The 21640-nt window shown below is 74.4% G+C and carries 16 protein-coding genes; 4 read left to right on the top strand and 12 right to left on the bottom strand.

Going from position 1 to position 21640, the window contains the following annotated elements:
• Positions 1-2: 2 nt before the first annotated feature.
• Positions 3-1346 (bottom strand): cell division protein PerM, encoded by a 1344-nt coding sequence (locus ABT118_RS04730; protein WP_350644868.1) that lies wholly within the window; start codon positions 1344-1346, stop codon positions 3-5.
• 78 nt (positions 1347-1424) lie between these two features.
• On the opposite strand from ABT118_RS04730, the gene ABT118_RS04725 reads away from it, so the two are divergent.
• Positions 1425-2891, top strand: a complete 1467-nt coding sequence (locus ABT118_RS04725; protein ID WP_350644867.1) for a sigma factor-like helix-turn-helix DNA-binding protein — start codon at positions 1425-1427, stop codon at positions 2889-2891.
• Between the two features lie 69 nt (positions 2892-2960).
• On the opposite strand, the gene sucD is transcribed toward ABT118_RS04725, so the two are convergent.
• From sucD to ABT118_RS04700, 5 genes are all read right to left on the bottom strand, one after another.
• Positions 2961-3845: a succinate--CoA ligase subunit alpha gene (gene sucD / locus ABT118_RS04720; RefSeq protein ID WP_350644866.1), complete on the bottom strand. Its 885-nt coding sequence runs from the start codon at positions 3843-3845 to the stop codon at positions 2961-2963.
• A 16-nt stretch (positions 3846-3861) separates the two neighbouring features.
• On the bottom strand, positions 3862-5034 hold the full coding sequence (gene sucC, locus ABT118_RS04715) for an ADP-forming succinate--CoA ligase subunit beta (RefSeq protein WP_350644865.1): 1173 nt from the start codon (positions 5032-5034) through the stop codon (positions 3862-3864).
• Between the two features lie 400 nt (positions 5035-5434).
• A complete protein-coding gene (locus ABT118_RS04710) occupies positions 5435-6619 on the bottom strand; it encodes a VWA domain-containing protein (protein WP_350644864.1) in 1185 nt (394 codons plus the stop codon).
• A complete protein-coding gene (locus tag ABT118_RS04705) occupies positions 6616-9084 on the bottom strand; it encodes a DUF5682 family protein (RefSeq protein ID WP_350644863.1) in 2469 nt (822 codons plus the stop codon). The genes ABT118_RS04710 and ABT118_RS04705 overlap by 4 nt, the downstream gene beginning before the upstream one ends.
• A gap of 55 nt (positions 9085-9139) precedes the next feature.
• Positions 9140-10249, bottom strand: a complete 1110-nt coding sequence (locus ABT118_RS04700; RefSeq protein WP_350644862.1) for an ATP-binding protein — start codon at positions 10247-10249, stop codon at positions 9140-9142.
• A gap of 236 nt (positions 10250-10485) precedes the next feature.
• On the opposite strand from ABT118_RS04700, the gene ABT118_RS04695 reads away from it, so the two are divergent.
• Positions 10486-11781 (top strand): SWIM zinc finger family protein, encoded by a 1296-nt coding sequence (locus ABT118_RS04695; RefSeq protein ID WP_350644861.1) that lies wholly within the window; start codon positions 10486-10488, stop codon positions 11779-11781.
• Positions 11782-11916: 135 nt separating this feature from the next.
• Positions 11917-13491 carry a DUF5691 domain-containing protein gene (locus ABT118_RS04690; protein WP_350644860.1) on the top strand — a complete coding sequence of 525 codons (1575 nt, stop codon included), beginning with the start codon at positions 11917-11919 and terminating at the stop codon, positions 13489-13491.
• Between the two features lie 41 nt (positions 13492-13532).
• Here ABT118_RS04690 and icmB read toward each other — a convergent pair whose 3' ends face one another.
• The gene (gene icmB / locus ABT118_RS04685) at positions 13533-13940 is read right to left on the bottom strand and encodes a coenzyme B12-dependent isobutyryl CoA mutase small subunit (RefSeq protein WP_350644859.1); all 408 of its coding nucleotides are present in this window, start codon (positions 13938-13940) and stop codon (positions 13533-13535) included.
• 180 nt (positions 13941-14120) lie between these two features.
• On the bottom strand, positions 14121-14933 hold the full coding sequence (locus ABT118_RS04680; protein ID WP_350644858.1) for a LysR family transcriptional regulator: 813 nt from the start codon (positions 14931-14933) through the stop codon (positions 14121-14123).
• Positions 14934-15044: 111 nt separating this feature from the next.
• Between ABT118_RS04680 and ABT118_RS04675 the strand changes: the two genes are divergently transcribed.
• The gene (locus tag ABT118_RS04675; protein WP_350644857.1) at positions 15045-15554 is read left to right on the top strand and encodes a nuclear transport factor 2 family protein; all 510 of its coding nucleotides are present in this window, start codon (positions 15045-15047) and stop codon (positions 15552-15554) included.
• Positions 15555-15590: 36 nt separating this feature from the next.
• On the opposite strand, the gene pcrA is transcribed toward ABT118_RS04675, so the two are convergent.
• From pcrA to ABT118_RS04655, 4 genes are all read right to left on the bottom strand, one after another.
• Positions 15591-18224 (bottom strand): DNA helicase PcrA, encoded by a 2634-nt coding sequence (pcrA, locus tag ABT118_RS04670; protein WP_350644856.1) that lies wholly within the window; start codon positions 18222-18224, stop codon positions 15591-15593.
• 63 nt (positions 18225-18287) lie between these two features.
• Positions 18288-19436 (bottom strand): putative hexosyltransferase, encoded by a 1149-nt coding sequence (locus ABT118_RS04665; RefSeq protein WP_350644855.1) that lies wholly within the window; start codon positions 19434-19436, stop codon positions 18288-18290.
• Between the two features lie 80 nt (positions 19437-19516).
• Positions 19517-20215, bottom strand: coding sequence for a LuxR C-terminal-related transcriptional regulator (locus tag ABT118_RS04660; RefSeq protein WP_350644854.1), 699 nt, complete (start codon positions 20213-20215; stop codon positions 19517-19519).
• A complete protein-coding gene (locus ABT118_RS04655) occupies positions 20208-21593 on the bottom strand; it encodes an ATP-binding protein (protein ID WP_350645112.1) in 1386 nt (461 codons plus the stop codon). The genes ABT118_RS04660 and ABT118_RS04655 overlap by 8 nt, the downstream gene beginning before the upstream one ends.
• Positions 21594-21640: the final 47 nt, after the last annotated feature.

Raw genomic sequence — 21640 nt, 5'->3', positions numbered from 1 at the left:
GGTCAACCGTCCCTCCGCCGGGGCGGCAGCCGGTCCGCCGCGAACACCAGCCCCTGGTGGACGGCCCGGCGGGCCCGGCCGAGGTGACGGCCGGTCAGGCCGCGCAGACCGGCCGGGCCGGTCAGGGAGGTCCACCAGCGCGGCGGGACCACCCACCAGCGGACCAGCAGCGCTCCCGGCACCCCGACCAGGGCGAGCCAGACCGCCGCCGCCGGGCCCGCCGTCCACGGCACCGGCCCGAGCTCGGCCATCCTGCCCCCGGCCAGCGCTCCCCCGGCCGCCCAGGCGCAGACACCCGCGCCGAGCCCGGTCAGCACCGAACCGCCCAGCGCCGCCAGGGCGGTGGCCACCGGGTGCCAGCGGGCCCCGGCCGCCGCCCGGCCGATCAGCACCGCCGGGACCAGCCCCGCCAGCAGCGGCAGCACGCAGGCCACCGGCCACCAGGGCGCCCCGCCGGTCTCCGGCAGCAGCGCGAACAGCGGGAAGTCCGGCACCGGGCCGACCCGGGCCCCGGTCGGCGCCACCACCGTGCCGCTGCCGACCCGGAACCCGGGGCCGAGGGCGTACGAGGCCGCCCAGAGCACGGCGTTGGGCACCAGCAGCAGACAGGCCAGCGCCAGCCCGCCGACCGCGGCCGCACCGCCGCCCAGACCCGCCACCGACCGGCCGACCGCGTCCAGGCCGAGCACCGCGGTGACCGCGAACACCGCACCGCCCGCCGCCACCAGGCCGAAGCCGCCGGCCGCGGCCGCCCGTCCCACCACCGGGGCACCACCGGCGGGCCTGGCCCAGTCCGGCACCCGGGCCGTCCACTGCCCGGGCAGCGCGGGGCGCACCCCGAGCGCCGACCAGAGCCCCGCGCCGACCGAACCGGTCACCACCAGCGCGACCACGAGCAGGTCGAGCACCGGGGCGGCCCGCAGGGCGCCCGCGCCGGAGCACTCGGCGACGGCCGCCAGCGCGACCGCAAGATACCCGGCGCACACGGCCAACGGTGCGCGCCAGTAGAGGCGTTCACGCCCTCCGAGCCGGCGGCCGGTGCGGAACAGCAGCACGGTGGTGACCACGGTGAGCAGCAGCGGGGTCAGCGTCACCGGCGCACCGGTCGCGCCCCTGGTCAGCGGGGCGCCGTGGCCCAACAGCCAGAGCGCGCAGGCCAGCCGCCCGGCCCCGGCGGCGGTGTCGTCCGCGTACGGGGTGAGCACCCAGAGGGCGAGGACCGGGACGGCGATCACCGCCAGGGTGAGCAGCGCGGCCCGGACACCGGCGAGCAGGTCGGCGAGGAACGGGCGGACTCCCAGTTCGCCCGGCAGGCCCAGGATCGGACGGCCCATCAGCTGAGTCATGGGCCTCATGCTCCCAAGATCACCCGTTGTGCCCCGTGAAGAGGCGAAGCTCCGCCGTGTCCCGGATTATCTGCTTATGTGCCTACTTTCAGCCCGCCTGCCCCGGGCGATCCGGTGACCTCGCCGGCGCCCGCGCGCCCGCACGCCGATCCCGCCCGGCTGCTCCGGCTGCTGACCCCGCGCGAGGCCCAGGCACTGGCCCTGCTGGCGACCGGCCTGGACACCGGGGAGATCGCCGCACAGCTGGGCATCTCGCCCGGCACCGCCCGCACCCACCTGCACCGGGCGATGCGGAAGCTCGGCGTCCGCAGCCGCGCGGAGGCCGTCGCCCTGACTGCCCCGGCAGCTTCCGCCGTGGCCGAGGTGGCACCCGCACCCGTCGCCGAGGCGGTGACCGCTGAGACGGCGGTGGCCGCCGAACCCCGTCCCGAGAGCTTCGACGAACTCTGCACCCGCGCCCACACCCGCCTGGTGCAGCAGACCTTCCTGCTCACCGCCTGCCGCCACCGCGCCGTGCACGCCGTACGCCTGGCGCTCTCCGCCGCCGGACGCCGCTGGCCCGAGGTCTCCGCGCTGCCCGATCCGGAGGGCTGGGCCCGGGAGTACGCGTTCGAGACGGCCCAGGCGTTCTGGCACCGGGGCGGACCGCGCCGGTCCCACCTCCGGCAGCTGCCGCACCGCCGCATCCAGGTGCACCCCCTCCCCGACCGGCCGCCGGGTCCGGGGCAGGACCCGGAACAGGACCGGCTGACACCACGGGACCGGGACCTGCTGAAGGCGCTGAAGCGGCTCACCCGGCCGCAGCGCCGTGCCCTGGTGCTGCACGACGCGCTCGGCCTCCCGGCGGAGCAGGTGGCCGCCGAGGTGCAGTCCACCACTGCCGCGGCCGCCGGACGGGTCCTCACCGCCCGGGCGGCGCTGGCCCGGTCGGTCCCCGACCTGGTCGGAGCCGACCCGGCCGAACCCGGCTTCGGCGCCCGGCTCGGCGCGCTGCTGCACCAGGCTGCGGTGCACGGCTGCCCGGCACCCCGGCCACCCTCGGCGCGGCTGCTCAAGGCCCGCGGCCGAACCAGGGCCGGGCTGGCCGCCGCGGCCGCCGGGGCGCTCACGCTGGCGATGACGGCGGCGATCGCGGCCACCCTGGCCGGTAACGGCCCGTCAGAGCTGTTCCGCCCGCCCGGCCTCGGCCCGGGGCAGGTCTGCTCGGCCGCCGACAGCGGCAGTGCCGGGCCGGCCGCGCCGGGTGCGGCGGCCTGGCCGGGGCTGCGCAGCCACTGGTGCGGTCCGACCCCGGGAAAGCCGGTGCCGCACGGGCCCGCTCCGGTTCCCGTCCCGGCCGCAGCCACCGCCGCAGCCGGAGCCGCCCGACCGGTGGTCGAGGCACTCCGGCCGGCGGCCGCACGCCCGGCACCGGTGGCACCGCGGCTCCCCCCGCTGCCGGTCGCGGTGCCGGCCGCGCCCTGCTCCGGGCTGCGGCTCTGCCCGGGGGTACCGGGTGCGGCTGGTGCGGTGGCGGCGCTCCCGCTGGAGCTGCCGTTCCGTTGAGACCTGACGGAACGTCTGAGGCCCCTCACCCGCAAGCGGGTGAGGGGCCTCAGACGCGAATGCCGAGCCTTAGTTGGCGATCAGCTCACGGGCCAGGCGGGCGGTCTCGGACGGCGTCTTGCCGACCTTGACGCCGGCGGCCTCGAGGGCCTCCTTCTTCGCCTGGGCGGTGCCCGAGGAGCCCGAGACGATGGCGCCGGCGTGGCCCATGGTCTTGCCCTCCGGGGCGGTGAAGCCCGCGACGTAGCCGACGACCGGCTTGGTGACGTGCTCGGCGATGTAGGCCGCCGCACGCTCCTCGGCGTCGCCGCCGATCTCGCCGATCATCACGATGATCTTGGTCTCCGGGTCCGCCTCGAACGCCGCGAGGGCGTCGATGTGCGTGGTGCCGATGACCGGGTCGCCACCGATGCCCACGGCCGAGGAGAAGCCGAGGTCACGCAGCTCGTACATGAGCTGGTAGGTCAGGGTGCCCGACTTGGAGACCAGGCCGATCGGACCGGTGGTGGTGATGTCCGCCGGGATGATGCCCGCGTTGGACTGTCCGGGGGAGATCAGGCCGGGGCAGTTCGGGCCGATGATCCGGGTCTTGTTGCCCTTGGCACCGGCGTACGCCCAGAAGGCGGCCGAGTCGTGGACCGGGACACCCTCGGTGATGACGACCGCGAGGCCGATCTCGGCGTCGATCGCCTCGACGACGGCGTCCTTGGTGAACTTCGGCGGCACGAAGATGACGGTGACATCGGCACCGGTCTTCTCGATGGCCTCGGCGACCGAGCCGAAGACGGGCACATCGGTGCCATCGACGTCCACGGAGGTGCCGGCCTTGCGCGGGTTCACGCCACCGACGATCTGGGTGCCCGAGGCGAGCATCCGGCGGGTGTGCTTCATACCCTCGGAGCCGGTCATGCCCTGGACGATGACCTTGCTGTCCTTGGTGAGGAAGATAGCCATGATTAAGTCCTCTTCCTTACTTGTTGGCCAGCTCGGCGGCGCGGTCGGCCGCACCGTCCATGGTGTCCACCTGCTCGACGAGCGGGTGGTTGGCGTCGGTCAGGATCTGACGACCCAGCTCGGCGTTGTTGCCGTCGAGGCGGACGACGAGCGGCTTGGTGACCGCCTCGCCCTTCTGCTCGAGCAGCGCGAGCGCCTGCACGATGCCGTTGGCGACCGCGTCGCACGCGGTGATGCCACCGAAGACGTTGACGAAGACCGACTTGACGTCGGCGTCGCCCAGGATGATCTCCAGGCCGTTCGCCATCACCTCGGCGGAGGCGCCGCCACCGATGTCGAGGAAGTTGGCGGGCTTGACGCCACCGTGGTTCTCACCGGCGTAGGCGACCACGTCGAGGGTGCTCATGACGAGGCCCGCGCCGTTGCCGATGATGCCGACCTGGCCGTCGAGCTTGACGTAGTTGAGGCCCTTGGCCTTCGCCGCCGCCTCGAGCGGGTTGGCGGCGGCCTTGTCCTCGAGCTCGGCGTGGTGCGGCTGGCGGAACTCGGCGTTCTCGTCCAGCGAGACCTTGCCGTCGAGCGCGATGATCTTGCCGTCACCGGACTTGATCAGCGGGTTGACCTCGACGAGGAGCGCGTCCTCGGCGATGAAGACCTTCCAGAGCTTCACCAGCACGTCGGCGACCTGGTCGGCGATCTCGGCCGGGAACTTGGCCGCGGCGACGATCTCGGCGGCCTTCTCCGGGGTGCAGCCCTCGTTGGCGTCGACGGCGATCTTGGCGAGCGCGTCGGGGTTCTCCTCGGCGACGACCTCGATCTCCACGCCGCCCTCGACGCTGGCCATGGCCAGGAAGGTGCGGTTGGTGCGGTCCAGCAGGAAGGAGACGTAGTACTCCTCCTTGATGTCCGCCGTCTGAGCCAGCATCACCTTGTTGACGGTGTGGCCCTTGATGTCCATACCGAGGATCGCCTCGGCCTTGGCGACGGCGTCGGCGGGGTCGGCGGCGAGCTTGACGCCACCGGCCTTGCCACGGCCACCGACCTTCACCTGAGCCTTGACGACGGCGCGTCCGCCGAAACGCTCGGCGATGGCGCGAGCTGCTTCGGGGGTCTCGATGACATCCCCGTCAAGCACGGGCACACCGTGCTTGGCGAAGAGGTCCCTCGCCTGGTACTCGAACAGGTCCACGTGTGTTCGTCCTTGTTCGTGGTCGCGGATTGTGTCTCTACGAGCGTGCCACGGCAGGATCTTCGCTGCGGGTCGTCGAGGCTGGGCGGGTACGCAGAGATACGGCCTTGCGGCCCACACAGCCACGGGCGCACACGTCAACCAACACGCGCGTCACGTCCGTGTGGCAGGTTATCCCCGGACGACGGGAGTGTTTCGCCCGGGGCCCGCTCGGCTTTGGTGAGAACCGTCACAACGGGTCTCCCCGGGCGCGCCGCCCGCCCAGCTCACCCCCGGTGTGCGGCGGCGGTGAGGTCGCCGGCGCCCTGCTCCGCGCGTCGCACGTCCGGGTGAATCCGCCCCAACACTCCGTCAGCTCCCCGGCTTCCCTCCTTCGAGTACGCACCGCACTGCCGGACCGTCAGCCCTCGGGGACCGGCAGCGGACGGCGCTCGATCGCGGCGGCCATGATCTCCGGGAAGGCGTCCGGGGTGCAGGCGAAGGCAGGCGCACCGAGGGCGGCCAGCGCGGCGGCGTGCGCGTGGTCGTAGGCCGGCGCCCCCTCGTCGGAGAGCGCGAGCAGCGCGACGAACTGCACGCCCGAGGCCTTCATCGCCGCGACCCGCTTGAGCATCTCGTCCCGGATGCCGCCCTCGTAGAGGTCACTGATCAGCACCACCACGGTGTCCGCCGGGCGGGTGATCCGGGACTGGCAGTACGCCAGCGCCCGGTTGATGTCGGTGCCGCCACCCAGCTGGGTGGCGAACAGAACGTCCACCGGGTCGGTGAGCTGCTCGGTCAGGTCCACCACCGACGTGTCGAAGACCACCAGCCGGGTGGAGAGGCTCTTCATCGAGGCCAGCACCGCGCCGAACACCGCCGAGTGCACCACCGAGGGGGCCATCGAGCCCGACTGGTCGACGCAGAGGATCACCTCCTTCTTCACGGCGCGCTGCGCCCGGGCGTAGCCGACCAGCCGCTCGGGCACCACGGTGCGGTACTCGGGGAGGTAGTTGGTCAGGTTGGCCCGGATGGTGCGGCCCCAGTCGATGTCCTGGTGGCGGGGGCGGCTGACCCTGGCGCTGCGGTCGAGCGCCCCGCCCAGGGTCGCCCTGGTCCGGTCGGCGAGCCTGCGCTCCAGGTCGGCGACCACCTTGCCGACCACCGCCCGGGCGGTCTCCCTGGTGGTCTCGGGCAGGGCGTGCCGGAGCGAGAGCAGGGTGCCGACCAGGTGCACGTCCGGCTCGACGGCCTCCAGCATCTCCGGCTCCAGCAGCAGGCGCTCCAGCCCGAGCCGGGTGATCGCGTCCTGCTGCATCACCTGGACCACCGAGGTCGGGAAGTACTCCCGGATGTCCCCCAGCCAGCGGGCCACCTGCGGGGCGGAGCCGCCGAGCCCGGCGGACCGGGAGCTGCCGGACCGGCCGGACGGCGCGGCCGGGTCGGCGGAGCGGTAGAGCGCGGCCAGGGCGCCGTCCATCGCGGCGTCCCGGCCGGCCAGGGTGCAGCCGGTGCCGTCGGACTCGCCGCCGAGCACCAGTCGCCAGCGGCGCAGCCGCTCCTGGTCGAGCGGGTCGGTGCCGGTGGGGAACTGAGTGGTGGTCATCCGGCGCTCCTGCGGTCGGTCTGACGGGGGATCCGGGCACGGGTGGTGGTGGCGGTGGAGCCGGCGGGGGCGGGAGCCCCGCCCAGGCCGAGCAGCAGGGCGAGCACCGGCAGTGCGGCGTCGGCCCGCTCGACGTCCGGCTCGACGGCCGCCGAGCCGGGGCGGGGGCCGGGTGCGGTGCCGTCCAGCGGGCCGGCGGCGACCCGCTCGCCGACGGTGCGGCGGACGCCCGCCTCCAGCGCCGAGAACGTCCGCCTGAGCAGGGGCAGGACGTCGGTGAACACCTCTGCGGGCACCCCGCTCAGCCAGCGGTCGAGCAGGCCGAGCAGGGCCGGATCGTGCAGCAGCAGGACGCCGCTGCCGGCCAGGAAGCCCTCCACCCAGCCCGCCGTGTCCGCCGGGTGGTTGGCGTGCGACAGGACCAGGCCGAGCCGCTGCCCGGCCTCTGCGGAGTCGATCCGCCCGCCGTCCAGCAGCAGCCTGGTCGCCCGGCCGCGGAGCAGCCCGGGGATGCCGGTGCCCGCCGCGGCCGGGGGCTGACGCCGGGCCAGCGAGCGCAGCGTGGCGGCCCAGCGCCCGCCGAGCGAGTCGGACGGCGCTGTCCCCTCCGTCGGCCCGTCCTCTCCCGCTGCCGCCGGCCCGTCCTCTCCCTCGCCCGCTGCTGCCGGCCCGTCCGTCTCCAGCAGGCCGATGGCGGTGTGCACGCTGTCCAGGTGGCCGCGCAGGACGCCCGCCCGCTCCGCGTCCAACCCGACGCAGGCGGGCGGCAGGCCGACGCAGATCCGGTCGGCCAGGCCGTGGGCCACGCCCTCCAGGGCGGCGCTGTCGGTGCCCCGGACGTCGCCGTACCGCAGCGCCCGGACCAGGGCCGGGAGCGCCTCGGCGAGCTGGACCACATCGGTGTCGAGGGCGGCCCGGTCGGCCAGCGCCCGCATCACGGCGGGCAGCGCCGCGGGCAGCCCGGCCAGCAGGCAGTGCTCCACCAGCTCGGTGAGCTGCGGCAGCGCCGTCGCCCGGGCGGCCTGCTCGACCGCCCGGCCGGTGGCGGCGGACTCGACCGTGGTGCCCCACTGGGCCGCCACCGCGATCCGGACCGCGAACTCCGGCTGCCAGCGCAGCCGCCAGCTCTCCCGGAAGGTGCCGGTCGAGTTGACGGTCGAGCGGGCCGGGCTGCCCCAGTCCACGCCGAGCAGCCGGAGCCGGTGCAGCAGCAGCGAACGGGCGGCGTCGTTCTCCTTGCGCAGGTCGAGGACGAGCTCGCGCGGCTCCGGCTCGGGCTTGAGCCGCAGACTGCGCTGAAGCCGGGTCAGATCCCGCTGGAGCGGCACCGTCGGTGCGGACTCGGGGACCTCGCCGAGCGCGTCGCCGACCACCAGCCTGTCCCGGACCAGGGCGAGCGCGACGTCCGAGCCGTCGCACATCACGGACCGGACCGCGTCCAGCGTCTCGGCCAGCCCGGCCAGCGGCCGGCCGCGCATCGCCGCCAGCGTCTCGGCCAGCCGGACCGCCTCGATCACGTGCGCGGAGGAGACCGGGTGGTCCTCGGCCCGGAGCAGCTCCGCGACCCTGGTCATCCAGTGCGCCAGCCCGCGCGAACCCCCCGCCCCCGCAGCGCCGTTGGTGAACAGGTGGTGGTACCAGCCGGGCGAGTCGATCCCCGCGCCGTAGCCGGTGTGCTGGGAGAGCCTGCGGTGCGTCCAGGGCACCCAGGTGATCTCGGTCCTGACCTTCTTCGGCAGCCCGGCCAGCAGCGCCCGGTCGTGCGCGACCGTCGTCCCGGCGCTCAGCGCCGGGACGTGCCAGGCACCGCAGACCACCGCGATCCGGGCGTGGCCGGCCCGGCGGGCCGCCCGCACCGCCTGCCGCATGTACGCCTCGCGCAGCTCGTCCCGGGGGCCGGTGGTGCCCTGCTCGCGCAGGGCCGTCATCGCCTCGGCGACGGCGACGAACGGGGCCAGCGCGTCGGCCCCCGGGTCGGTGGACGGGGCCCGGTGCTCGACCACGTCCTCCCACCAGGCCTCGGAGTCGGTGTGACCGGCCGCTGCGGCCAGCTGCCCGATCGGGTCGGGCCCGGACCCGGACCCGGCGGTCGGCCCTTCGGGTGCGGAAGTGCCCCCCGGCACTTCCGCACCCTGACCCTGCGCCAGGCCGTACGCCGCCGGCAGGTCGATGAACCGGACCGGAACGCCCCGGTCGGTCGCGTGACGGATCGCCACCCACTCCGGGGAGAAGGCCGCGAACGGCCAGAAGGCCGCCTGCGCCGGGTCGTCCACCGCGTGTGCCAGCAGGGCGACCGGCGGCACCATGCCCGGCTCCGCCGCCAGCCCGACCAGGGCGTCGGCCTCCGGCGGGCCCTCGATCAGCACCGCGTCCGGCTGCAGGTGCTCCAGTGCGGCGGCCACCGCCCGGGCCGAGCCGGGGCCGTGGTGCCGGATGCCCAGCAACGTCACCGCTGCGCCGCTCATGCCGTGCTCCCCTCGAACGAGTCCTCGTACTGCCTGCGCGTCAACCGTGGTGCGGTCAGCGGGAGTCGTCCCGACTGGCGCGGTAGAAGTCCTTCCAGCCGTCCCGCTCGCGGAGCACGCCCTCGACGTACTCCTGCCAGACCACCCGGTCGGTGGCCGGGTCGCGCAGGACCGCGCCCGCGACGCCGGAGACCACGTCGCTCGCGCGGAGCACGCCGTCGCCGAAGTGGGCGGCCAGGGCGAGGCCGTTGGTGACCACCGATATCGCCTCGGCGGTGGAGAGGGTGCCACTGGGCGTCTTGACCTTCGTCCGGCCGTCGGTGGTGACGCCGTCCCGCAGCTCGCGGAAGACGGTGACCACCCGGCGGATCTCCGCCGCGCCCTCGGGCAGGGCCGGCAGGTCGAGCGAGCGGCCGAGCTGGCCGACCCGGCGGGTGACGATGTCGACCTCCTCCTCCAGCGAGGCCGGCAGCGGGAGCACCACGGTGTTGAACCGGCGGCGCAGCGCGCTGGAGAGCTCGTTCACCCCCCGGTCCCGGTCGTTGGCGGTGGCGATCAGGTTGAACCCGCGCACCGCCTGCGTCTCCAGCCCCAGCTCGGGGATCGGCAGGGTCTTCTCGGAGAGGATGGTGATCAGGCTGTCCTGGACGTCGGCCGGGATCCGGGTGAGCTCCTCGACCCGGGCGATCTGCCCGTCCGCCATCGCCCGCATGATTGGGGACGGCACCAGGGCGGCCCGGCTGGGGCCGTTGGCCAGCAGCTGGGCGTAGTTCCACCCGTACCGGACCGCCTCCTCGGGGGTGCCCGCGGTGCCCTGCACCAGCAGGGTCGAGTCGCCGCTGACGGCGGCCGCGAGGTGCTCGGAGACCCAGGTCTTCGCGGTGCCGGGGACGCCGAGCAGGAGCAGCGCGCGGTCGGTGGCGAGGGTGGTGACGGCGACCTCGACGATCCGGCGCGGGCCGACGTACTTGGGCGTGATCACGGTGCCGTCGGGCAGCGTGCCGCCCAGCAGGTAGGTGGCCACCGCCCAGGGCGAGAGCAGCCAGCGCTCGGGGCGCGGCCGGTCGTCCTGCGCGGCCAGTGCGGCGAGCTCGGCGGCGAAGGCGTCCTCGGCGTGCTCGCGGAGCACCTCGCCGGTCTCGGGGGCACTCGTGCGAGTGGTCATCAGGGCTCCTTCGGATCAGCCGCAGGGCAGAGCTGTGGCAGGGGACGGAGAGGTCGTGGGTGACTGGGCGCAGGCGTCTTACCAGTGCGGACAGGCCCCGGTTCGGACACACGTTCCCGGGCTGCGAGAACCACCATGCACCCCGGCACCGACAATCCGGGGCCCGGCCGTGACAGATCATCAGTTCGAGTGAACGGACCGCTCCGTTGTCAGTGCCTGCTCCTAGCGTCAGCGGCATGGAGGAACGCTGGAGCACCGAGCACGTCCTGTCCCTCGCCCCCGACCAACCGTCCCGCAAGGCCGCGGGCAAGCTGTCCGCACCCACCCCCTGGTCCGGCACCGGCCAGGGCGGGGGCGCGCTCTGGGGCCTGTGCAAGGGCAGCGGGAGCACGCCGTACCGGACGGTCGTCGAGCTCACCACGCCCGCCTACTCGTGCACGTGCCCCAGCCGGAAGTTCCCGTGCAAGCACGCCCTGGGCCTGCTGCTGCTCTGGAGCGGCGACCTGCTGGCCCTCACCGCCACCGAGCCGCCCGACTGGGCCGCCGAGTGGCTGAGCATCCGTCAGCAGACCGCGGTCCGCAGGGCGGCCGCCCCCACCGCTCCGGTCGATCCGGTCGCCGCCGCCCGCCGCGCGGCCCGCCGCTCCACCCGGATCGCGGCCGGTGCGGCCGAGCTGCGGCTCCGGCTGGCCGACCGGGTCCGGCACGGCCTGGCCGACGAGGCCCCCGGCGGGTGGGAGGAGGTGGCCGCCCGGATGGTCGACGCCCAGGCACCCCGACTCGCCGCCCAGGTCCGCGAGTTGGACTACCTGCCGGCCCAGGAGCGGCTGGCCGAGTACGCCCTGCTGCACCTGCTCGCCGGCGCGGTCGGCCGGGCCGACCGGCTGCCCGAGGAGCTCGCCGCCACCGTCCGCAGCCGGGTCGGCGTCCCCGCCGACACCGCCGAGCTGCTGGCCGGCCCGACCGTCCGGGACCGCTGGCTCGTGCTCGGCTCCCGCGACACCGCGGACGACCGGCTCACCACCCGCCGGATCTGGCTCCGGGGCGCCAAGACCGGCCGTCCCGCCCTGCTGCTCGCCTTCGGCGGTCCCGGCCGGGCCCCCGACCTCGCCCTGCCCGTGGGCCAGTTGCTGGAGGCCGAGCTCGCCTTCCACCCCGGCGCCCGGCCGCTGCGGGCCGTGCTCGGCCCCCGCTACGGCGGGCCGGAGCCCGACGCCTCGGTCCCGGACGGCGTGACGCCCGGGGAGGCCGTGGCCGAGTACGGCCGGGCGGTCGCCGAGGACCCCTGGGTGGAGTCCTGGCCGACCGTGCTCACCGGTGTGGTGCCCGTCCTCGGCAGCGACGGCTGGCGCCTGACGGACGGGCAGCACAGCCTGGCCGTCCGCACCGGCAGCTGCCCCGAGCCCGCGCTCTGGCGTCTCGCCGCCGTCTCGGCCGGCCATCCGCTCACCGTCTTCGGCGAGTCCGGCCACCGCGGCTTCGCCCCGGTCACCGCCTGGTCCGCCGACGGCCGCGCCACGCCCCTCACCTGAGCCCCCGTCCGGCGCCGGCCAGGACGGAACTGCCCGATCGCAGCAGCGACTTGAACGCTCCTGAGCCCGCCCTCGCCGTTCCCCGGGCTCGTCCCGTCCCGTCCGAATCGTGTGCCCTGACTGCATGGAGTCCCGATGACCACCGACACCTGGCAGGAGCTGCACACCACCGCCCTGCTCGGCACCGACCGCCGCCCGCTGCCGCCCGCCCCGGACGGCCCGGCCGCCGAGGTGGACCGGTCCGACCCGGCCACCGCCCTGCTCGACCTGGCCGCCCTGGAGACGGTCCGCCGCCGGGCCGGGGCCAGGCCGGAGCCGGCGGTCGAGCCACCCGCCCCGGCCGCCGCCGACTCCCGCCCCGAGCTCCCGGCCGCCGCCGGCCGGCGCCTGACCGTGCTGCTGGGCGGCCACCACACCGGCACCGCGAATCTGGGCGAGCTGCTCCCGCAGTGGCTCGCCGCCGCCCGCCGGTACGACTACCGGGCCCCGGCCGCCGCCGTGCCCGCCCTGCTGGACACCGCCCGGGCCCGCAGCGAGCTGCGCCCCGACGTGGTCGCGCTGGCCGGTCCGCTCGGCCGCTGGCTCGCCCGGCAGAACCCGGACTGGAAGTACGTCCACCGCACCGCCGTCGAGCACCCGGTCGGCGGAGCCTCCGAGTCGGTCGAGTCCGACCGACTGCTCTGGCAGGAGGGCCTGTTCGCCGAGCGGGTCACCCTGATCTCCCGGCTGCGGCGGAGCGGCTCGCCCACGGCGCTGGAGCTGCTGGCCGGTACCTGGTCCACCGAGCGGGCCGAGGACCGGCTGCTCTTCCTGGACGCCCTGCACGAGGGCCTGTCAGCCGCCGACGAGAGCTTCCTGGAGGCCGCGCTCGGCGACCGGAGCAAGAACGTCCGGGCCACTGCGGCCGAGCTGCTCTCGACCCTGCCGGAGTCGGCCCTGGCCGCCCGAATGGCGGAGCGCGCCCGGTCCGCCGTGCAGCTGGACGGGGCCGGCCGCACCGCCCGACTCGCCGTCAGCCCGCCGGTCGAGTGCGACGCCGGGATGCAGCGCGACGGGATACCGCCCAAGTCCCCCACCGGCCGGGGCCAACGCGCCTGGTGGTTCGGCGAGGTGATCGCCGCCGCCCCGCTCACGGTCTGGACGACGGAATCCGGGCTCGCTCCGGAGCAGTTGCTCCGGCTCCCGGTCGCCGACACCGACCCCGACGGGCCCGACTGGACCGAGGACCTGCACGAGGCCTGGGCCCGCGCGGCGGTCCGTCAGCGGGACGTCGGCTGGGCCCGGGCCCTGCTCGGCCCGGCGCCCCGACGCGCCGCCGGCCGACCGGGCGGCCCCACCCCCGGCGCCCCGGCCCGGCTGCTCGCCGTCCTGCCGGAGGACGAACGGGCCGCCTGGACGGCCGCGTTCATCCAGGTCAACGGGCTGGGTGAGGCGTTCCAACTGCTCGGTTCCTGTGCCACGCCCTGGACACCGCCGCTGAGCACCGCGGTCGTCGCCGCGCTGGAGCGGGCCGCCGCCTCGGGGGCGTACCCGTGGAGCCACAGCGGCGTGCTGGGGATGACCGAGCGCGCCCTCGCGCCCGGGACCGCCCCGGCGGTCGCCGCCCTGGCCGCCGACGCGACTCCGAACTCGGCCTGGGCCGACACCCTGGCCCGGCTCGCCGAGACGCTCCGCTTCCGGGCCGCCATGCTCGCCGAACTGGCCGGCTGATCCCGGACTCCAGAGCCTCCGGACCTCGGGAGCTCCGAACCTCAGCCCGCCACCCGGAGGTTCGCCTCGACCCAGGCGACCACGTCACGGGTCGGGGTGCCGGGGGTGAAGATGTCCGCGACGCCGATCCGCTTGAGCTCGACGATGTCGTCCTCCGGGATGATCCCGCCGCAGAAGACCTTGATGTCCATCGCGTCGCGCTCCTTGAGCAGCTCGATCACCCGGGCGCAGAGCGTCATGTGGGCGCCCGAGAGGATCGACAGGCCGATGCCGTCCGCGTCCTCCTGGATCGCGGTGTCGACGACCTGCTCGGGGGTCTGGTGCAGACCGGTGTAGATGACCTCCATGCCGGCGTCCCGCAGCGCGCGCGCGATCACCTTGGCACCCCGGTCGTGGCCGTCGAGCCCCGGCTTCGCGACCACCACACGGATCGGCCCTGACACACCCATGACTGCCTCCTGGACCACGCTGTCCCGCCGCGTGCGACCGACCTGGCCGGATGCACGCGGTTAACGACCGATAACCAATCTGAGGGGAGGTTAGCGCCCCCGGAGGCGGTTGGCGGACCCCCCTCTCCAGAGGAGGGGAAAATCACAACCCCAACAGCCCCGACCGCCCCTGGCCGCCGCTCAGGCCACCCCGTCGAGCAGCTCCCGCAGCGCCTCCTCGAACAGCCGGACCCGCGCAGTGGCGCCGTCCGCCCGCCGGTGCAGCCGCCAGTGCAACGGCGCGGCACCGTCCAGCCGTACGTACCGGACGTCCGGGCGCGGGTGGTAGCGGCGGACGTGCGCCCCCACCGGACATACCCCCTGCCCGGCGCCCACGAACGTCAACACCTCCTGCAGGCCCGCCTCCGGATCCAGCACCCGGACGCCGTCGAGCTCCGCCACCGGGACGGACTCCCGCCCCGCCAGCCGGTGCCCGGCCGGCACCGCCAGCAGCTGCGGCTCGGTCACCAGCACCGGCCCCGCCGCCAACCCGTCCACCTCCAGCCGGAGGCAGGTGAGCAGCAGCTCGACCTCACCGCCCAGCAGCCGGGCCGCCGCATCGGCGGGCTGCACCTCCCGGATCACCACCTCGCACCCGGGCTGCCGCGCCCGGCACAACTCGGCCGCATCCACCAGCAGTTGACCCCCGGGGGTCCCGGTGAAGCCGACCCGCAGCTCCCCGTCGAAGCCCCGCCCGGCCCGGACGGCCCGTTCGAGGCCCGCCCCGATCGCCTCCCAGGCGGGCCGCAGGTCCTGCTCCAGCCGGCGCCCGATCGCGGTCAGCTCCACCCGCCTGCTGGTGCGCCGGAACAGCAGCGCCCCCACCCGCCGCTCCAGGGCGCCGATGATCTGACTGACCCGCCCCGTGGAGACGCGCATCCGCTCGGCGGTGCGGCCGAAGTGCAGCTCCTCCGCCAGCGTCAGGAACGCCTCCAGCTCGTGCCGCTCCAGCATCTCCCTCTCCCCCACCGTTGAGCCCGGCTCAACGGTCCTTGCGCAGAAGCGCGTTGATCGGACGGGCGTCCCGCCCGAGAGTGGAACCACCGCCGAACGGAGGAGCCCCCGATGTACGTCACCACCGACCGAGCCCTGACTGCCACCGCCGCCGAGGCCGGCGACCTGCTGCGGGAGCTCCGCGACCGCACCGAGATCGTGGATGCACTGCTCCGCTTCGGCCTCGGCCAGGACCTCCAGGACAAGGAGCTGTTCGCGTCCTCCTTCACCCCCGACGCCGAGCTCGACTTCCGCCCCGCCGCCGCCCGTTGGGGCGCCGAGCCACCGGTGCTGGCCGGGCGCGAGACGATCACCGGCACCATCCTCGGCATGTTCACCGGCCGGGTCGACACCAGCCACGTGGTGACCAACCCCCGGATCACCGTGACCGGCGACACCGCCCGGCTGACCGCGCTCGTCGAGGCCCAGCACCTGCTCTCCGCCGACCACTCCACCCGGGCCCTGCTCAGGAACCGCTATGCGGTCGAGCTGACCCGGGACGGCTCCCGCTGGCTCATCCACCGCCTGCGGATCGAGAACGTCTGGTACACCGGCGACCCCACCGCGATCTTCGGCGGCTGAACTCCGAAGAGCCCAGCCGCCGCACCGCAGCAGCGATCAGAGCTTCTCGACCGGCGCGTACCGCAGCAGCAGCTGCTTGCGCCCGGTGGCCCCGAAGTCCACCGTCGCCTGCGCCTTGTCCCCGACACCGGAGGTCGCCACCACCGTGCCGAGCCCGAAGCTGTCGTGGGTGACCCGGTCGCCGACCGCCAGCGAGACGGCCTCCCGCTCGGTGACCCGCCGGGCCGACTGCCCCCAGCCCGCCTTCGGCGAACTCGCCGCCGTACCGGCCGACTTCCGGCCGCCGGAGCCGGAGCCGTAACCGGAGCCCGACCCGGAGGACGAGGAGAACCCGCGCGAGACCGGCACCGCCGAGGCACCCGTGCGCTTCCACTCCACCAGCTCGGTCGGGATCTCCTCCAGGAACCGCGAGGCCGGGTTGTACGAGGGCTGCCCCCACGCGCTGCGCAGCACCGACCTGGTCAGGTACAGCCGCTGCCGGGCCCGGGTCAGCCCGACGTACGCGAGCCGCCGCTCCTCCTCCAGCTCCTTGACCTGGTTCAGTGCCCGCATGTGCGGGAAGATCCCGTCCTCCATGCCGGTCAGGAACACCACCGGGAACTCCAGGCCCTTCGCGGTGTGCAGCGTCATCATCGTGATGACGCCCGCGCCGTCCTCGTCGTCGGGGATCTGGTCCGAGTCCGCGACCAGCGCGACCCGCTCCAGGAAGTCCGCCAGCGAACCCACCGGCGGGGTGCCCTCGTCGTCGCCCTCCGGCCGCTCGCCCGGGTCCTGCTCGTACTCCAGCGCGACCGAGGCGAGCTCCTGGAGGTTCTCCACCCGGGTCTCGTCCTGCGGGTCGGTCGAGGCCTGCAGCTCGGCCAGGTAGCCGGTCTCCTCCAGCACCGCCTCCAGCACCGCCGCCGGGCCCGCGCCCGACTCGACGATCTGCCGCAGCCCGGCCATCAGCTCGTTGAACTTGCGCACCGCGTTGGCCGAGCGCGCGGCCATCCCGTACGCCTCGTCCACCCGCACCAGCGCCTGCGCGAAGCTGATCCGCTCGCGCTGCGAGAGCGCGTCGATCATCGCCTCGGCCCGGTCGCCGATCCCGCGCTTGGGCACGTTGAGGATCCGGCGCAGCGGCACGGTGTCCTCGGGGTTGGACAGCACCCGCAGGTACGCGAGCACGTCCCGGACCTCCTTGCGCTCGTAGAAGCGCACCCCGCCGACCACCTTGTACGGCAGGCCGACCCGGATGAACACCTCCTCGAACACCCGGGACTGCGCGTTCGTCCGGTAGAAGATCGCCACGTCGCCGGGCCGGGCGTCGCCCGCGTCGGTCAGCCGGTCGATCTCGTCAGCGATGTACTGCGCCTCGCCGTGCTCGTCGTCCGCGACGTAGCCGACCACCTTCTCGCCGTGGTCCCCGGCCGTCCAGAGCTTCTTCTCCCGGCGGCCGGTGTTCCGCTCGATCACCGCGTTGGCGGCGCTCAGGATGGTCTGGGTGGAGCGGTAGTTCTGCTCCAGCAGGATGGTGGTCGCGTTCGGGTAGTCCTCCTCGAACTGGAGGATGTTGCGGATGGTCGCACCGCGGAAGGCGTAGATCGACTGGTCCGCGTCACCCACCACGCACAGCTCGGCGGGCAGCAGCTCGGACAGCTGCCCGGCCGCCGGGTTCACGTAGTCGCCGTCGACCGTGCGCTTCGGCTGCGCGGCCACCGAGCCGCCGCTCAGCTCCCGCACCAGCATGTACTGGGCGTGGTTGGTGTCCTGGTACTCGTCGACCAGGATGTGGCGGAACCGGCGCCGGTAGTACTCGGCCACGGCCGGGAAGGCCTGGAGCAGGTTCACCGTGGTCATGATGATGTCGTCGAAGTCGAGCGCGTTCGCCTCGCGCAGCCGCCGCTGGTAGAGGAAGTACGCCTCGGCGAGCTTCTTCTCCATCGGGTTGGCCGCCTGGTCGGCGTACGTCTCCTCGTCGATCAGCTCGTTCTTCAGGTTGCTGATCTTCGCGGTGAACGACTTCGGCGGGAACTGCTTCGGGTCCAGGTCGAGGTCGCGGCAGACCAGGGCCATCAGGCGCTGCGAGTCCGCCGAGTCGTAGATCGAGAAGCTCGACGTGAAGCCGAGCACCTTGCTCTCCCGGCGCAGGATCCGCACGCACGCGCTGTGGAAGGTCGACACCCACATCGCCCGGGCCCGCGGCCCGACCAGCGCCTCGACCCGCTCGCGCATCTCGCCGGCCGCCTTGTTGGTGAAGGTGATCGCCAGGATCTCCCCCGGCTGCACCCCGCGCGCGCCGAGCAGGTACGCGATCCGGTGCGTCAGCACCCGGGTCTTCCCCGATCCGGCCCCGGCCACCAGCAGCAGCGGCGAACCGGCGTGCTCCACGGCCAGCCGCTGCGGGTCGTTCATCCCCTCCAGCAGCTGCGCCGGGTCGATCACCGTCCGGGCCGCGCCGTTGCGGTAGAACGCGTCCCGCTCCGCCTCGGCCGCGTGGTCGGTCTGGAACAGCCCGTCCGGCACCGACTCCTCGTAGGCGTACGGAACGTCGTCGTACGGGGCGTCGTCGTACGGCGGCGGCTCCTCCTCGGCGAACGGGGGCTCGTCACCGGGCGGCTGCTGCTTCGACCCGGCCGAGGACGGAAGCTCGAAGCCGGGGAGCGGAAGGTCGTCAAAGAGGCTAGTCATGGCCCTACGAGTCTATGGGCCCGCACCGACAGCTCCGGGGGGAACGGACCGATCCCGCCGCGCTCAGGGGGCGTCGGGGTAGACGAAGGCCAGGTAGCCGCCGTAGAAGGCCGAGCAGACCGCCGCCGTCGCGATGACCAGCACCACCGAGGCCTGCTTGCGCACCCGCCCCAGCCCCGCCGCGACCGGGAGCAGCAGGCCGAAGGCGGGCAGCAGGAAGCGGGCCCGGGAGTTGAAGTACGCGGCGTCGCCGAGCGCCAGCACCACCATGGCGGCGCTGTAGAGCAGCAGCACCGGGGGCTGCCGCTGGACCGCCGAGATGGCGAGCAGCAGGACGCTGGCGATCAGCACGGCGGCGACCGTGACCTGGGAGAACCAGACCCGGTCGCCCTCGGCCACCAGGTCCTTGAAGGAGTAGAAGGTGGAACGGCCGAAGTCGAAGTGCGACTCCCAGGCGTCCTGGACCCGGAAGTAGCCGTCCCAGCGGCCCTTCTGCAGCCCGACCCAGCCGAGGTACCCGACGAACCCGAGCGGCGCGAGCACCGCCCCGAGCGCCGCCCGCCACCCCCCGCGCCCGCGCAGCAGCTCCCACGCCGCCACGGCGGAGACCGCCGCCGCCAGCGCGATGCCGGTCGGCCGGCTCAGCCCGGCGAGCAGGCAGAGCACTCCGGTCCGGATCCAGTTGCCCTGCAGCGCCGCGTACACCGTCCAGGCCGCGAGGGCGGTGAACAGCGACTCGGAGTACGCCGAGCTCTGCACCACCGCGTACGGGAGCACGCCCCAGAGCACGGCGGCCAGCACTCCGACCCGGCGCCCGTAGAGCCGGTCGGCGACCGCGAAGATGCCCCAGGCCGCCGCCAGCGAGGCGACCCACGCCACCAGCAGGGCCGCGTAGTTGACGGACAGCGGGGTCAGCCCCTCCACCGCCCGGATCAGCGCGGGGTAGAGCGGGAAGAAGGCGTACGCCTCGTACGGCCCGTGCGGCCCGGGCACCGGGGCGGTGCCCGCGTAGCCGTGCGCCGCCAGGTTCTGGTACCAGGACGCGTCCCAGAGCGTGCTCAGCCGGTACAGACCGGCGCCCTTCCAGGCCGGGGTCACCAGGACGCCGACCGCCCGCACCGCCAGGTATCCCAGCAGCGCGGGGGCGGCGTGCCGCAGCAGCGCCCCGATCGGGGCGGTCCGGCGGGTGAGCGCGAGCGGGTACGGAGTCACGGCGCCATCATCCCGTACTCCGCTCCCGGCCATGACAGCACGTCAGACCCGGTCGGCGCCGGACCGGACCCGCCGGACCGTCAGACCAGCCGGCGCGCGGTCGCCCAGCGGGTCAGCTCGTGCCGGTTGCTCAGCTGCAGCTTGCGCAGCACCGCCGAGACGTGGCTCTCCACCGTCTTCACCGAGATGAAGAGCTGCTTGGCGATCTCCTTGTACGCGTACCCGCGCGCGATCAGCCGGAGCACCTCGCGCTCGCGCTGGGTCAGCCGGTCCAGGTCCTCGTCGACCGGCGGGGTGTCGGTCGCGGCGAACGCGTCCAGCACGAAGCCGGCCAGCCGGGGCGAGAAGACCGCGTCGCCGTCCGAGATCCGGAAGATCGCGTTGACCAGGTCGGTGCCGGTGATGGTCTTGGTGACGTAGCCCCTGGCCCCGCCCCGGATCACGCCGATGACGTCCTCGGCCGCGTCGGAGACCGACAGCGCCAGGAAGCGGACCCCGTTCGGGTCGGACATCAGCGGGGCGGACCGGCGCAGCACCTCGACCCCGCCGCCGCCCGGCAGGTGGACGTCCAGCAGCACCACGTCGGGCCGGGTCTCGGCCACCACCTGGACGGCCGACTCGACGTCGTCGGCCTCGCCCACCACGTCGATCCCGGTGACCTCGGTGCGCCCGATCTCGGCCCGCACCCCGGTCCGGAACATCCGGTGGTCGTCCACCAGCACCACCCGGGCGATGCGCTCCGGACCCGCCTCGACGGCCCCTGACACAGCGTCAGTCATCTGCTCTCTCCATCTCCAGCTCGACCTCGGTCCCGCCGTCCGGCGCGGGCCGCACCCTCGCGGTGCCGCCGTTGCGCTTCATCCGGCCGATGATCGACTCCCGTACGCCCATCCGGTCCTCCGGCACGCTGTCCGGGTCGAAGCCGGGCCCGTGGTCGCGTACGAACACCGACACCGTCCGTCCCTCCACCTCGGCGTAGACCTGGACCGGTCCCCCGCCACCGTACTTGGCGGCGTTGACCATCGCTTCCCTGGAGGCCTGGATCTGGGACGCGATCCGCTCGTCCATCGGGCAGTCGCCGACGCAGACCAGCTCGACCGCCACCCCGTGCAGGTCCTCCACCTCGGCCACCACCGAGCGGATCCGCTCGGCCAGGGTGTCGGGGGCGGCCTCGGCGGCGGCCTCGGGGCGGTACAGCCAGAGCCTCAACTCCCGTTCCTGGGCCCGGGCGAGGCGGAGCACCTCCTTGGCGTCGTCGGCGTTGCGCTGGATCAGGGTCAGCGTGTGCAGCACCGAGTCGTGCACGTGGGCGGCGATCTCGGCCCGCTCCTGCGCCCTGATCCTGGCCGTCCGCTCGGTGCCGAGGTCCTGCCACATCCGCAGCGCGTACGGGCCGACCAGCACCAGCACCCCGGCCAGCACCGCGAGCGAGGCCTCGATCACCGAGGCCACCGTGGAGCCGCTGCCCTGGAGGATCAGGAAGCCGACGGTACCGGCAACCACCAGCAGCACCCCGGCGCCGACCCTGGTGTACGCGCCCCGCCGCCGGGGCCCCTCCTCCAGGCCGAACCAGCGCTGCCAGCGCGAGTCGTCCGCCTGCCGCCAGACCAGCGCGACGCCGACCCCGACCGTCAGCAGCGGCCAGATGTACGGCTTGGCGGTCTGGATGTGCAGGGCGCTCAGCAGCGCCATGATCCCGACCACCAGCAGCAGCAGCGCGAACAGCTGGCCGAGCCCGCCCCGGACCGGTCGCGCCTCGCCCGCCTCGGCACCGGGCAGCAGGGCCTCCCCGCCGGCCACCGCCGCCTCGCCGTGGAAGGTGCGCTGGAGCAGGTCCCGCAGCCGGCCGATCCGGCGCGGCCTGCCCTTGCGCAGCTCGCTGCCGCCGACCACCGCGTCGGCCGGGACGAACCCGCCGTTGACGTAGGCCCAGCGCGGTCCGCCGCCCGGCGCGGGCTGGCCGATGCCGATCGGCACCACGAACCAGAACGCCGCGTACAGCAGCACCCCTATCCCCTGCGCGAAGAACAGCAGCACGAAGGCGACCCGGACCCAGGCGACCGGCAGTCCGAGGTGCAGCGCGAGGCCGTGCGCGACGCCGCCGAGCATCCGCCCGTGCGGGCTCCGGTAGAGCCGGCGGTACGGCGGGCGCTCCACCCCGGGGTCGGCCGACGGGGCGTCAGGAAGGCGCGTTCCTTCGGGTG

The sequence above is a fragment of the Kitasatospora sp. NPDC002040 genome (assembly GCF_040296785.1).
GTDB lineage: Bacteria > Actinomycetota > Actinomycetes > Streptomycetales > Streptomycetaceae > Kitasatospora.
Note: the sequence above shows the minus strand (reverse complement) of the source record. Positions and strands in the feature narration are given on the sequence as shown.